Below are 15,652 nucleotides of genomic sequence, written 5' to 3'. Positions count from 1 at the left end.
GGGACTTCACCACAGGTGTACTTTGCAAAATCCCTTTTAGCTCCTCAGGAGCAATAGTAAATACAGAACGCGAGTTAGATATTTCTCTATTAAAATGCCCCTCTAAAACGTGTTCGAAGCCCGCAGACACGGGCTGACCACTATCCCGAAGAGGTGTCGTTTCAGTACGGCCATTTGCAATGTTTATGCGAGACTGTACGCGGCCCGGGACCGATCCCCGAGCGGAAAGTGACATCAAAATAGTGGCGCGATATTAATGAGCCATCATTTTGACGTCAACTAAATGGATTGGGCTTTAAGGCTCTTGCGGGAACCATTCATCTGAAATTAGAGGGTCGGGGGGATTGGCAGACCACAGGCCCGCTAATGAACTTTCCACCCTGAGCAAAAAAGGGGACAGATTTATTTTTCCAAATCAATCCTTGGCCGGCCCTGCCCTCGTTGCTCTATTCGTACACCAACAATCCGCTCCACCTCGTCCACAAAACGGCTCGTCCCCGTCAACTGACCTCGCTGCAGAGCATCGCGAATCAATCTGATCTCATCCGCTGGAACGGCTTGGCGTACGAACTCTTCATACCGACGACAACGCTCCGCACTTGTATTACCCAGAGCAACAAAGCATGGATCAGCATCCAGCCAATGGTTGTCTGGCATATCACCTACCCGAATTCGATAGCTCGACCATGGATAATCCGTAGCATCAGGTACCATACGGGCTCGCACAGGATTCAATTCGATGTAACGGCAACAGGCAAGCAAGTAAGAATCCGACTGCACCACACTGGATTTGTAACGGCTTTCCCATAAAGTGCCAGAACGCCCCTCCAGCCGATTGCGGTAGCGCGTCGCACGCGCCGCCAGAGCCTTCATCAACTGCCCCAATCCAGCGACCGACTCCCCCGGGGCCAGCAACAGATGAACATGATTGATCATCAGGCAATAGGCGTAGACCTTCACGCCAAATGCATCCTTAAGTTCACGCAGGTCCGTGAGGTAGCGCTGATAATCCTCGGCAACGGCAAACACCACCTGACGGTTATGACCGCGTTGTATGATATGGTGTGGGTAATTCGGTAAAACAATACGTCCCATCCTGGGCATATGTGATTCCTCCTCCGTGGAAGCTTTCATCGTAGCAAAGAATCAATAAATAAATCTGTCCCCTTTTTTTAGAATAATTCAAAGTGGACCCCTCAGGGACAGACCACGTTTTCTATCTGAGAAACGCACAGATAACGTGGTCTGTCCCCGGTTCTGCTTTCAGGTCAAAACTTGTCGAACATGCTCTGTTAGGCCTACCAAGTCATCGTAAGCGATTGCCCCAAACTCCGGTTCATATTTGGCAAGATACTCATCTGGGGCTAGCCCCAGCTTTAAAGCTTCCTCGCCAACCTCCCTGACTCTGCGTGGTTTTATTGTCCAGTTCCTTCCTGATAACCCATCTCGCTTATGTTCATTCAAACTCCAAGAAACTTTCCCGAGATAGCTCTCCACTGCCAACCTCAGCTTCTCTATAACCAAGTCACCCTCAACTACAAATCTAAATGAAAGGTAAGGTGGATATCCACTGCGGTCTACTTTCTTAAAACAATTTGCGACCCAAATCTCTGGATACCGCTGTTGATATTTCCGCCACTCAAGCGGACTGACTTCATGAAGTACATTTAATAAGTCTCCCTCAGGTGCCGTGATCTTATGCACAGTCATTTTAGCCCCTTTAGTTTATTAGAAATGGTGACCCCATCAGGGTTCATCCCCTTAATATGTTTTTCCCAGTCGCCCTTAGGAACTGGAGTAGAGGACAAGCGAGGATCATCAAAAAAGGGGACAGATTTATTTTTCCAAATCAATCCTTGGCCGGCCCTGCCCTCGCTGTTCTATTCGTACACCAACAATCCGCTCTACCTCGTCCACAAAACGGCTCGTCCCCGTCAACTGACCTCGCTGCAAAGCATCTCGAATCAATTTGATCTCATCCGCTGGAACGGCTTGGCGTACGAACGTCTCATACTGACGACAACGCTCCTCAGTTGTATTACCCAGAGCAACAAAGCATGGATCAGCGTCTAGCCAATGGCCGTCTGGCACATCACCTACCCGGGCTCGATAGCTCGACCATGGGTAATCCGCAGCATCAGCCACCATACGAGCTCGCACTGGATTCAATTCGATGTAACGGCAACAGGCAAGCAAGTAAGAATCCGACTGCACCACACTGGATTTGTAACGGCTTTCCCATAAAGTACCTGAACGCCCCTCCAGTCGATTGCGGTAGCGCGTCGCACGCGCCGCCAGAGCCTTCATCAACTGCCCCAATCCAGCGACCGATTCCCCCGGAGCCAACAACAGATGAACATGATTGGTCATCAGGCAATAGGCGTAGACCTTTACGCCAAATGCATCCTTAAGCTCACGCAGGTCCGTGAGGTAGCGTTGATAATCCTCGGCGACGGCAAACACCACCTGACGGTTATGACCGCGTTGTACGATATGGTGTGGGTAATTCGGTATAACAATACGTCCCATCCTGGGCATACTTGATTCCTCCTCCATGGAAGCTTTCAGCGTAGCAAAGAATCAAAAAATAAATCTGTCCCCTTTTTCCAAATGGGTGTCTGGCACGACTCGGTCGTAGCCATTGATGAGGAAACGGGTACGACAGGTTCAACCAGGCAGGTTGAGATAAAAGGGAACCCTACAGTTAAAAGCTGCAGGGCGAGTTGGCTTTTAGCCTTGACTTGAGACCGGCTAATGGGTGCCCCCTTTTTCTCCAGGGTCTGCCCCCGATTTTCTCCGCTCAGGCTGACAGTAGCGCCGTGACAGTCACGAGAGGCAAGGTTTTTAAATACCGCATCAAACAATACCCATTAGAAAATCGATGAATAACAAACGCCATAATATCAATCAAAACCAATTAACGATCTGTCAAACCAGATGGAACCTCTGTTTGCTTAAACAGATAAACCTTCTCAACAGGGCAGTCGGGATATATCCATTTAGCCCAGTTCTCGACTATCCACTCTCTTGAAATCTCTCGAGTTCCTGAAAAACGACTTTCAACAGGCAGGCGCACCACTAAAAGCCCCGACTTATTACCTGACGCAACGGCAATAGAATGCCCATATTGCTTATCAGGAATATCAACAACCATGAAGTCTACAATTTCTTCATACGGCCAACGGGCAGGGAGCCGGAATATCTGCCCTCGGGTTATCGCTGGAGCCAAACTATCGACTAATTTAATGCCTTTCATTACTTAACCCTCAAATCATGCCCACCAGACTTGTCCCTTGAATCAGGGACAGCAACCAAATTAAAATAAAACTCGCTAATGTGCTTTCCTGTCTTACCGTTCACTTGCTCAAGCCTACCATGCTGAGTGTCCAAAGCATAAAGGAATCCGTCCCCCATCGTGTACACGTCTCGATCGTTTATTCTTGTTAGGCGATTATCTTTCTTCCAACCTAATGCCTTAGCCAGCTCTCTGGCCCTGCCTTTTACAACAGCGACCCGTTCATCGGAGGGAAGCCCAACTAGGCTCTTCTCAAAATCGTCCGCGGACTGCCCCCAAGGCAAACTGTAAAGAATACCCGGCGAAGGATTGTCAACAGAAGGATTGGTATAACTGGTGCCTCCCCCCTCAACAATCGGACTACCATCGGTACTGCCTGGCAAAGAAGGTAGATCAACTCCATCCCCGATGCTTACAGGATGAAGCACGTCGGTATCTTCTGCCAGGTAGTCTAGTATCCCGTATTTAGGATCAAGCAAATGGACCGGAAAGGTAGTTTTAAAAATGAACAGCCACAATTCTGCCGACAAACTCAACTGTTGTTGCCCAGTGTAGCCCGCGTCCCCAAAAGACTGTACCACCGCGTTTGCCGCGTCCTGCATGTTTTCTTGATTCTGCGGCGAGCTTGCTGTAGTTAACAGCATAGCCCCTAATGCACCAATCGCCCCACCAGCCGCAAGCGCTGGTAAAAAACTATCACTCCCTAAATGACGTTTTTGTGAATCTTGGAGTAAATCTAATAACCTTAAAGCCTGATCAGGATCATCGCCTGCTATGTCTGTAATTCTCAGGACCAAAGCTGTGATTTCGGGGGAGCTAGCACCATCGGTAATTTTTTTCAGCGCGTTATCGACAGCAGTCATCCTACGTTCGGCGTCCTGACTTCCAAGCTGCCTTTGGAAAGCACGGCGCAACATTATCCCATCTGCAACCTGAAAGTCCTGCCACTTAACAGCTGCCGCAGATCCAAACAGGAAGTCGGTTAAAACATTCAATGTCTCAAGGCTATTCTCACCATAGTTTTCAACGCTCTTCTGCCATCTATCGAGGGTTTTCCGAGGGCTAACCACAGCCTCAATAGAAGTATTGGTTACATACAACTCCGTCCGATGTTCCTCATCCCGAGTCACCTCGTACGCCTTGCTCACATCTCGATTGAGCCCCGCTGTGGAGTTGGCACCCGTGACCTTGTCGTCACGCACCACAATTTCGCCTTCTCCCACCGTGGCTCGAAGAATCTGTTCACGGTCCTTGTTGTAGTTGTAACCCTCCACCGACCAGCTGTTCTTTTCCTTACCCTCCATACCTTTGTTGGGCTTATCGGCTTGCGAGCCGCTGCCCATGTTGTAGCTACCGCCGACATTAAGGTAATAGCCATGCTCATTGTCTTTACCGGTAATATCGCGAGAGCCCAGGGTACCGGTATCGAGTTTCAGATTGCCGTTGTCCGCCGCCAATACCGCCCCGTCCAGTTGGGTATGGTTCTCTGTGCGAATATCGACTTTGTTCGCGCCGCTGATGACGGTCTGGTTCTCGACCCAATTGGTTTTGCCGTTGGTCTGGCCGTAGCCCACCGAGCCGCTGACGGTGACGCCATAACTCACCGCCACCGTGAGGCTGGCGTCGAACTCTTTACCCTCGGCTTTGCCCGTATTCGGTACGGAAGTTACGGTGAGGTTGCGACCGACATCGCCGATGACTGCATCTCCACGCAGGGTGGCACCGGCGACGGTGGTGTCGCGAGCACTTTCGAAGTTCAGTTGGTTACCGGCGTAGAGGTACGCCTCCTGTTGCTGGACTCCTTCGCGCTCAAGGTTACCCAGGCCGATGTTGGCGCTGCCATAAACACCGATACCGTCTTGCCCGAGGATGAGGCCGCCTTCGGCCCCCCAGCTGCGTCGATTGCTATCACTGCTAGAGGCATTCTGTGCAGACAAAATTTTCAGGTCGTTGCCTGCCTTGAGCTTGATATCCCGCTCGGCGGTCGCCTCGGTACCAATCAAGGTCAGGTCATTTTTGGCGTTCAGGTTGATGTCATTACCGGCGTTGAGCTGTGTCGCCGTTGAAGTGCCCTGTGTCGACTCGTCTTTGCCGCCGGCGTTGCTTACCCCGACACCCAGTTTGAAACCGCCAGTGGTCCCGCCCTTCACACCGCCTTTGCTTTGGGTTTGACGGCTATCCGAGCTTTCAGCTCCGTGAGCCACATCGAGCGTGATGTTGCGTCCACTGACGTTGATGTCATGTCCGGCGTCGACCCGACTGCCAGCTACATTCACGTCGTTACCGGCCTCAAGGCTGATATCGTTACCGGCCGAAAGACTTGAAGGGCGATTAGTCAGTGATGTTAGGGTCTGACTCTCGCTCGTACTTGAACCGCCAATGTGCCCGTCAAATTTGGGTCCGCTAAAGAACTGATCCAGCGCATCGACAGTTTTCAACAGGCTCGACGTTTTGCTGACACCGTCTTCACCCTTACCCGAATCGCCCAACGTATCCATGGTCTTGCCGAAGTTGTAAGCAACGGTGGTCGTGGTGCCGTTACGCTTTACACTTTCGGTGGTGGTGACTTGATTACGCTCGTTGACGGCAAGGATGTTGATGTCATGAGCCGCTTTCAATCTGATGTCGTTATCGGCCTGTAGGTCAGACCCCAACTGATTGATGTTGTGTCCGGCATCAATCCGTACATCATGCCCTGCTTCGACAAGGCTACCTGCCGCCGTATTGCCGTTGGCATCACGCCCTTTCTTGATCGTTTCATTGCCCACGAACGTGGTGAAGCCGTTGCTATCGACATCCTGCTTGATGCCGTAGCTTTTATCGGTTTTCCAGCTATTGCTCCTGTGTTGATTGGTGCCGGCGAGTATGTTCACGTCACGGCCGGCATCAAGCGTCGCATTCCGATCAGCGCTGACGCCACTGCCGACGATGTTGATATCCCGGGCAGCGTCCAGTATGGCATCGTTCCCCGCCGTGATCTGACTGCCGACGCTGGTGTTGCTGACCACTTCGCGGCCTTTTTTATGGGATGCACTCAGGGTAATGTCGGCCCCTGCCCCAGGCGTGCCAGCAAATAGGCCGACCGTGTCCTTGAAAGACAGGCCCACCTTTTTCTTGTATTCCTCGACCCGGCTGTAAGCTAGATCATCCGCAGCGGTGAGACTGATGTCGCCAGTCTTATCGACCAAGCCCGCGTGCAGCTCTGCATTGTTTTTCGCTGTGATTTCACTCGCTTGCATGCCAATGTCATGGCCGGCAATGACCACCACATCGTTATCAGCGCTCAATTCGCTACCCACTTGAGTCACATGAGTCTGCAACTGACTTTTGCCGCTTTTGGACAGGCCGAACAAACCGGTTTTAGTCTTTTTGCTGTAGGCCCCGCTTTCTTCAGTACCGGAAACTACCGCCACGTCTTCGGTGGCGCCAACGACCAGATCATTGCCGGCCTTCAGCGCGCTACCGATAACCGTGACATTTCGCCCGCCATTCAGACTGACATTGCCATCTCCGTCGACGGATGTGTTAACGGTCAGATCCCGTCCCGCCTCGATGACCGAGGCGACATTGGTACTGCTGTAACTTTGTCTCTCCGTCGTCTTGCTCCGACCGAACGAACCTTTTTTCTTCTTGTAGTAGTAAGAAGAACTTTCGTCTTGCGCTGAGGCAATGATGACGTCTTGATCAGCGTCCAGGCTGATGTCTTCCTCGGCCTTGATTCGGCTGGCGATAACGCCTAGATCATTGCCCGCATAGAGTGCAATATCGCGGCCTGCATTGAGTGAGGAAGCTTGCTGTGTGACGATGTGTTTTTCCTCTGCCCGCCTCTTGCTGCGCGAGACAAAATCGCTCGTATCGGCGGCCGACGTGATCAGGAGATCGGTGCCCGCACTCATCTCAATATCGCGCTTGGCATCCAGCCGACTGGCAATGGCTGTCACATCACGCTCGGCGCTAATCGAGAGATCCCGTCCAGATGTCACTTCCGCGCCATACTGCTTGACGGTCTGGTTGAGGAAGTTGTTGCCTCGCGAAACCGAACTGCGGTCCTGAATGGATGTGATGTTCACGTCACGCTCGGCAGTGAGCGCCATATCACGTCCGCTTTGAATAACACCGCCAATGTTGTTGATGTCTCGACCGGCCTCGATTTGCAGGTCATTTGCTGCCTCGATTCTGGAGGCATTATCGAGATAATCGCGATGAGTCGAGTTATAGCCAAACCGGGTACCGATACCCGTCACATCACGCTGATTGATCACATCCCCATTGGTTGTCGTCAGGCTCACATCACGACCAGAAATGATGCCGCCCGAATTGTTGACGAGGTCGTTACCAGCCAGAAGTTCAAGGCGACCACCCGCTTCGATCAGCCCAGAGTTGGTGAGATCACTGCCCGCTTTAGCGGAAAGATTGTTCGTGGCGCGTAACGTGCCTGCGTTAGCAAGCCCTTGCCCAGCGATCAGAGAGACATCACCGCCTTGAATCAACGCACCATTAGGTGCCAGACGATTATTGGCCTGGGCCATATACAGAACCGGCACCAGCACCTTTTCGCCGTTCACTTCGTGCTCTTCGAGCCAGACGATGTCGTGGGTCAGGGCGGCGACTTGTTGGGCGGTGAGGGTGACGCCTACCGACAGGTTGAGGGCGTCCTTGCTGGCGATGGCGTTGTTCATCAGGTACTTGAACATCGCCTCGTCGGAGGTCTGGCCGTCGATGAAGCGTTGGCCGGTGCGGGCGACGACGGCCTGTTGGATCAGACGTTGTTCGAACAGGCCGTCACCCAACCGCTTGGCGCTGATGTCGGGGTCGTAGCCGAGGTTCCGCAGCAAGTAATCCGAGCTCATGAATGGCTTGAGGTCGGTGAGAACCGGATTGGTCTCGATCAGGTATTTTTGCGGTTTGGAAGCGACGGTTGCGCTGGGTAGCCCCGTGACCCGCGCCACCGTTTGGCCGGTGACAGGCACTGGCACGGGGCGACTTACACTGATCGGCGGCGTGCCCGAAGTGCCCAATGCAGTGTCGGCACCATGGGTGATGGTGCCGCCAAGGGAATGCCCTGGCAGTTGCGGCGTGCCCGTGGATGAGTCCGATGGGGCGGTGACCTGAATGGCGGACGCGCCAGCGGTGACGCCACCGCTCTCACGATTCAACAACTGCACCTGTCGTTCGGCGGCGGAAACCTGGGTGATATCGGCGATCTGGATGTCGCGCACATTGGCGGTCGGGGCGGCGGTAGATCGATTCGATGCGCTCACGCTGGCGCCGCCAATTGTCCAGTTCTGCGACACGGCCGGCGTCTGAGAGGCTGACGCGTCGCTGGCGCCCTGCCCGCTCAGCCGGAACAGGCCGTTTTGCCCGGTGGGGAGGCTGAAACCGGGGAGTGTCAGGGGGTTTATTTGTTGTTGGGCCAAGTCCGGTGGGAGTTGGCTGTTCAGGGTCACGACCGTGGTTTTGCCTGAGCCTGAGGCGGCGGTTGTGGTGTTGCGAGACGAAGTGGTTATGCCAGTGGAAAATGGGCGCTCCACGCCGTTGGTGATTTTGTTTGTTGCGGTAATGGAGACGTTGCCGCCGGCTTGGATGATGGCCGGGGCAAAATTGTCGGATGCAGTGGAAGTAAAAACCTCCTGTTTGAATGGATTGAGGTTTTTTATAAAGTCAGGTAGCTCTGCACGATTGCCCGCGGCAAACTCAGACTGTCCGAATATAATTGCCGATGATGTATTCCAAGCCGACGCGAGCAGAAATACCACCGGACCGATAACTTGATAAGTCTCTTTATCCGGATTCTTGGAGCCCGTACGCAGAACATTAGAATAAACTGGGGATTCAGTACCCGCCGCGTTCCAGAAACGCAGATCCTCCTTGTAGCCCGCGTCGTTACGTATATTGTAATTTACAACCTCCCTCATCTCCGCCAAAGAAAGATTATCGTCAAAATATTGGTAGCTCGTGTAGTCACCCAGAGCCGTACCTGAGTTCTCAAACTCGCTTACTGCAACATCAATATCACCTCCAACACTAACAAGTGAATTTGAATTCAAAAAAGAGGAACCCTTAACGGTCAAATTTTTTCCTGCACTCAACGAAGCAGGTTTAGCCGTCGCATCTCCAGAAATCTTGACTCGATATTGCTGTAGATAAACCAAATACAATGAAGGCTGCCGATCTCTCCAACTACTTGGAACCGAATCACAGCTATAGCAGCGAACCCCCAACGCCGACGAATACAACTCCACCTCAGTCTTAAAATCCCCCCGCTTATTAATAATCGAATCCGCATTAATAGAAAAATCCAGCCCACTCTCCATGGTGCCCGAATCATTCTCCAGCAACGCCGACCGTCCCCCCAGGTCATTGCGGGCTATATCAATATTCCCCAACGCATAAACATCCGACTTACGGTTGGTAAAACTCCCCACCCGCAACTTCATGTCCCCACCGCTGAACAAAAACCCACCTTGGTCATTCAGCAAGGTCGAAGCCGTCAGCTTCAATCCATCCGCACCGGCAACTGTCCCATAGTTATTAATGGTGCCCGCAGTGATATTCAGCGCACCCGCCGACGTCAACCGCCCGTAGTTGTTCAGGCTGCCCAGGCCGCCGCGCCCACCGATCGTCGTGGTCCCGCCGCCGGTAATACTTGCTACGTTGCTCAAGTCGATCGCAGCGGCGTCTACCGCCATATCGCCCAGGCTGGAGACTCGACCATTGCCGCTATACCGCCCGGTCAACTGCAATTTCAGGCCACCATCACTGGCGATCAACCCGTTGTTAATCCAGTTCCCGCCCTTACCTTCCAGTTGCGTCGAAGCCAGCAGTTGTCCAGTCTCGGTCTGGGTGAAGTTGTTGACGTCGACCGTCAGCCGTCCGGCCTGGATGGCGCTGGTGTTGGTCCAGGTGTCGGCTTTGAGAGTCAGGCCGCCACGGGTGACGATGTCGCCACCGGCGCCGGTGACGTTGGCCAGGGAGATGTCGAACGCGCCGTCGCCCAGATGCAGCAATTGGCCGCCGCTGTTGAGGAAGCTGTTGGCAGCCAGAGTGAGGTGAGTGTTGGCGCTTTCCAGCTTGCCGTTGCGGTTGTCGAAGAGGCTACCGATCTGGAAATCGGTTTTGCCTGCTCCCCCAAGCGCTCGCAGTTGACCGGTCTGGTTATCGAGGCTTGCAGCGCTAACCACTAAGGTGCTGTCGCTTTCCAGAATGCCGCCACGGTTGGTCAGCGCGCCGTCCAGATCCAAATGGATGGCGCTGCCGGCGAGTTGGCCAGCGGTGTTGTCCAGGCTGGCACCGGTGCCGGCGACCTTGATCAGCCCAGAGGCGTAGAGACCACCACTGCGGTTGTTCAGGCTGGCGGTGTCGATGACGATATTGCCGGCCTGCGCGGCGATTCGACCACCGTTGTTGTTCAGCCCGGCCAAGGCGCGCAGGTCCAGGCGTTGGCCTTGGATCACGCCGCCCTGGTTGTTCACATTGAAGCCGTTGCGCAGCACACCCACGGTGCTCGCCTCAAGGGCGCCCTTGAGGCTGGCGAGGGTGCCGCCACGGTTGTCGATGTTGGCTGCGGTCACGTTGACATCGCCGGTTTGGGCGATGAGTTTGCCGCCCTGGTTGTCCAGGCCTGCGCGCAGTTCAAGACTCAAGCCGGTCTGGCCTTGCATCTCGCCCTGGCCGTTGGCAAGGCTCGCGGCGTTGAGTGCAACGTCGGCCGTCTGGCTGTAGATCAGGCCGTTGCTATGGTTCTCCACGGCTCCGGAGGCAGTGATCACCAGCGCATTTTTCGCGGCGACGGTACCGGTATTGCTGTTGTCCAGGCCATCGGTGAGCAAGGTCAACAAGCCCTGGCTGGCGATCTGGCCACCCTGGTTATTGATTTGCGTGGCGCGTTCGACCCGCAATGGGCCGACACTGGCGACTTTGCCATTGGTATTGGTCAGGGCGCCGAGCAAGTCCAGGGTCACGGCAGCGTTGCCGATCAGCTTGCCGCCGCTGTTGTCCAGTGTGGTGCCAGTGAAGCTCAAGGCCTTTTGCGCGTTGACGGTGCCGCCGGCGTTGCCCAAGGTCATGGCGTTCATGATCAAGAGGGCGCCGCTGTCGATCAGGCCGCCTTGGGCGTTGTTCAGCAAACCGCCGGTGACGGTCAGGGTCTGGTCGCTGCCGCTGGACAGAATCCCGCCACGGTTATCCAGGCTGGCGGCGCTGACGGTGAGGTTTTTCTGGCCGACCAGCGCACCGCCAGCGTTGTTGAGCAGTGCCCCGCTGAGGGTGACGCCGACGTCTCCATTGCGGCTGGAGAGTGTGCCGTTGTTGCGGTTATCAAGACTGGAACCGGTGACCTGCAGCCCTTGCCAACCAGAGATCAGGCCGTTCTGATTGATCAGGCTGGTGGCGTTGAGGGTAAGCAGGTCGCTGCTGATCAGCTTGCCGCCCGTGTTATCGAGGATGCGTCCTGCCAGGGTGAAGCTCTGGCTGCTGGAAACTTCACCGCCCTGATTATTCAGGTCGCGCAGGCCGTTGATGGTCAACGGACCTTTAGCGGTGATCAAGCCATTGCGATTGTTCAGGTCATGGTTGTCCAGGTTCAGCGTGACGGCTTGATCGCCCAGCAGGCGCCCGCCGTTTTGGGTCAGCGCGGCGAGGGTCAGGTTCATATCGCCCTTGGCCGACACTTCGCCGCCGTCGCTGGAGTCCAGCGCATTGGCAGTGAGCGTAAGGTCACCCTGGGCATTGATCAGGCCGTTGGCGCCGTTGCTAAGCGCCATGGCATTGAGAAGCAAGGTTCCGCCCGCCAGCACGCTGCCGCCCTGGTTGTTCAGGTCGCCGCTGTTGAGCGTGAGCAACTGCGCGGCGCTGATGAGACCTTGGGCTTGGTTATCCAGTTGCTGATCGATCGTCAGGACGAGGTTGCCACGGCTGGTGAGCGTGCCGCCGTTGTTGTTCAGGCTTTGGGCGTGGGTATCGACGCTGGCTGCGCCGATCATGCCTTTGACGTTGTTCAGCGCCAGGGCGATGCGCAGGGTCAGGCCCTGGTTGCTGAGCAGCCGGCCACCATCGTTGTTGAGGTCTTTAGCCGTCAGGGTGAGGGCTTGGGCGCTGGAGATTTCACCGCCCTGGTTGTTCACGCCGTTGAGGTTTTTCAGCAGCAACGTGCCGGGGGCGTTGATCAAGCCGCTCTGGTTGTTGAGCTGGCCGTTGTTCATGTCCAGGCTCAGCGAGGTGTTGCTGAACAGCTGACCGCCCTGTTGATCCAGGCCGGAAACCGAGGCGGTCAACGCGCCTTGGCTGCCGATGCGACCGCCCTCTTGGTTGGTGACCTGGGCGGCGGTGAGGTTCAGTGTGCTGCCACTGTTGAGCCGTCCTTTCTGGCTGTTATCGAACGCACCGGTGGTGACGTTTACCGCGCCTTTAGCGCTGATGTTGCCCTGCTGACGATTGTCCAGTGCCGCGCTGGTGAGCAGCAACGCGCCGTCGGTGACCAGTTCGCCGCCCTGGTTGTCCAGACGCCCCAGGCTGTGCAGGGTCAGGTCCGCCGCGCTGGACAGGCTGCCGCCGGTGTTGGTCAGGTTGGCGGCGCTGACATTCAGCGCGCCTTCACTGCTGAGCTGGCCTTGGGTGTTGAGCAGATCACGGCTCAAATTGATGCGCTGGTTCTGTTGGCTGATCAGGTAACCGCCGCTGTTGTCCAGCGCGCCGCCCTCCAGGTCCAGCCCGGTCTTGGCACTGAGCAGGCCCTTGGTGCGGTTGAGCAATTTATCCACGGTCAGTTTCAGCGCTTGCCCGGCGAACACCTGGCCGCCATCGCTGTTGTCTAGTTTTTGGCTGACCAGCGTGACATTGGCGTTGCCGGACAGCTCACCGCCACGGTTGTCGAGATCGTCAACGTCGAGGTCCAGCGCTTTTGTCGCGCCGATCAAGCCGGCCTGACGGTTGTCGAGGCTGGCTGCCTTCAGCGTCACGGCGTCGGTGCTGATCAGCGTGCCCTGGCGGTTGTCGAAGCTGTCGAGGGTGGCATCGAGCCCGGCCTTGCCGGCGATATTCCCGGCACGGTTGTCCAGGCGATCAGCGACCAGCAGCAGCGCACCGTCGGCAATCAACGAGCCGCGCTGGTTGTCGAGCAGGGCGTCGACATTCAGATCGAGTCGGTCTCGACTGCTGATCACGCCATCGCTGTTGTCCAGGCTGTCGCTGCGACTGTCCAGAGACGCTGCCGAGATGACGCCGCGGGCGTTGTTGAGCACCTGGGCGGTTCTCAGCATCAGGCCTTGGCTGCTCAGCAATTTACCGCCGCTGTTATCGAGGTTTTGCGTGGTCAGTGTGAAGGCTTGCTGGCTGGAGATTTCCCCGCCCTGGTTGTTGACGTCCTTGAGGTTGCTCAGCAGCAATGCACCCGTGGCGTTAATCAGGCCGCCCTGGTTGTTCAACTGACCGTGGTTCAGGTCCAGGCTCAGGCGGGTGTTGCTGAACAGTTCACCTTGCTGTTGATCCAGCCCGGTGACCGATGCGGTCAGGGCTTGGCTGCTGGCAATACGGCCTGCGGCGTTGTTCACCTGCGTGGCGTTGAGCGTGAGCGTAGTGCCCGAGGTCAGGCGCCCGCCCTGGCTGTTGTTGAGGGCGCCGGTGGTGACTTGGGTCGCGGCCTTGCCCGAGATAAGGCCTTTTTGGCTGTTATCCAGACTGGCGCTGGCGAGGGTCAACGCGGCGTCGGTGCTGATGGAACCGCCCTGGTTGATCAACGCGCCAGCACTGATGATCGACAACAGGGCGGCGCTGCTCAGGCTGCCCGCGGTGTTATCGAGGCTGCCTGCGTCAACACTCAACTCGCCTTCGCTGCTGATCAAACCTTTGCGGTTCAACAGCGCGTGATCGAGGGTGATCACCAGGCCGTTGAGGCTGTTGAGCACGCCTTCGCTGTTGTCCAGCGTGGTGCCGCTCAGGGTCATGTGGCCTTGGGCGTGGAGCAGGCCTTTGCTCTGGTTGATCAGTTCAGCGACTTTCACTTCCAGGTCAGTGCCAGCGATGAGTTTGCCGCCATTGCTGTTGTCCAGTCGCTGGCCGCCCACCTTAAGGCCAAGACCTGCGGACAGTTCGCCCGCGCGGTTGTCGATCTGCCCGACCTGCAGATCCAGCGCTTTTGTGGTGCCGACCAAACCACCGTTACGGTTATCCAATGTGTTGCCGGTCAGGCTCAAATTGCCTTGGGCCACCAATGCGCCGCCCTGTTGTTGCAGGGTCTCGATCACAGCGGTGAGGTCGGTTTGGCTGGAGATACGACCGAGGCCGTTCTGCACTTCAGCGGCTTTCAACGTCAGCGGGCCGACGCTGGCCAGCAGACCCGCGCTGTTGTCCAGGCGCGAGCCTTCGAAGGTGACGCTGCTTTTGCCCGTGATGATGCCGTTATCACGGTTATCCAGTTGATCGACCGTCAATTGCAGCGCCTTGTCGGCGCGCAGGTTCCCGCCACGGTTATCGAGCGAATCGCTGCGCAAGGTCAGCAGGTCATTGCCGGCCAAGCGGCCACCGCGGTTATCAATATGGCCGGTTTGCAGGTCAAGCGCGCCTTTGGCAAGCACTTGGCCTTGGTTCTGATTGTCCAGCAAACCGCTGATGCGCGCGCTCAGGGTGCCGTCGCTGATCAATTGGCCGCCGTTGCTGTTGTTCAGGCTGGCCGCCTTGATATCCACGACCTTGCCCGAGCCGAGCACACCATTGCGGTTGTCCAGCGCGCCGCCAAGCTCAATGCTCAAGGCGCTGTCGCCCAGTACCTGGCCGTTGCTGTTATTCAGGGCCATCGCGTTGAGCCGGGTCAGGCCCGCGCTGGAGATTTCGCCATCGAGGTTGGTCAGCGTGCCGTCGACGTTGATGGTCAGGTCCGCATCGCTGCCCAGGTTGCCGCCGCTGTTGTCCAGGCTGGCAGCGCGAACCTCAAGGCCGTTGGCTGCGATCAGGCCTTTTGCGTTATTCAACGCCTGGGCAATGACCAGATCGAGACGCTGTTGACTGACGATCGAACCGCCGCGGTTATCCAGACTCGCCGCGTTAAGGGTCAACAGGCCCGCCGATGACAACAATCCGGCCTGATTAAGCAACTGCGCCGAGATGCTGGCGGTGAGCGTGCCGTCGCTGAGCAATCGGCCTGCCGCATTGTCCAGCGACGTGGCGGTCAACTGAACACTTTTGCTGGCGGAGAGACGCCCACCCCGGTTGTTCACCTGACCGCTGGCGTTGATGTTGAGCATCTGCCCCGCCACCACCAGACCTGCCACGTTATCCAGCGAGGCGACCCGCAACGTGACGTTGCTCAAGCTGTTGAGTTCACCGCTGCTATTGTTCAACTGCCCGACATTGGCCGTCAGGTTG

At 56.1% G+C, this 15,652-nt stretch carries 5 protein-coding genes; all 5 read right to left on the bottom strand.

Annotated features, from left to right (window positions below; genetic code table 11):
- Nucleotides 1-402: 402 nt before the first annotated feature.
- Nucleotides 403-1,104 (bottom strand): transposase, encoded by a 702-nt coding sequence (locus LQ215_RS27710; RefSeq protein WP_230153470.1) that lies wholly within the window; start codon nucleotides 1,102-1,104, stop codon nucleotides 403-405.
- A 159-nt stretch (nucleotides 1,105-1,263) separates the two neighbouring features.
- Nucleotides 1,264-1,710 (bottom strand): hypothetical protein, encoded by a 447-nt coding sequence (locus tag LQ215_RS27705; RefSeq protein ID WP_230153469.1) that lies wholly within the window; start codon nucleotides 1,708-1,710, stop codon nucleotides 1,264-1,266.
- Between the two features lie 126 nt (nucleotides 1,711-1,836).
- A complete protein-coding gene (locus LQ215_RS27700; protein WP_230153468.1) occupies nucleotides 1,837-2,538 on the bottom strand; it encodes a transposase in 702 nt (233 codons plus the stop codon).
- A 379-nt stretch (nucleotides 2,539-2,917) separates the two neighbouring features.
- A complete protein-coding gene (gene imm45 / locus LQ215_RS27695; protein ID WP_230153467.1) occupies nucleotides 2,918-3,256 on the bottom strand; it encodes an Imm45 family immunity protein in 339 nt (112 codons plus the stop codon).
- Nucleotides 3,256-15,652: hemagglutinin repeat-containing protein (locus LQ215_RS27690; RefSeq protein ID WP_436839600.1), on the bottom strand; the 12,397-nt coding region annotated here is incomplete at its 5' end. The genes LQ215_RS27690 and imm45, both read right to left, overlap by 1 nt.

The organism is Pseudomonas brassicacearum, assembly GCF_918698105.1.
Taxonomy (GTDB): Bacteria; Pseudomonadota; Gammaproteobacteria; order Pseudomonadales; family Pseudomonadaceae; genus Aquipseudomonas; species Aquipseudomonas brassicacearum_F.
The sequence above is the reverse complement of the archived record's forward strand: the minus strand, read 5'-3'. Positions and strand labels throughout refer to the sequence as shown.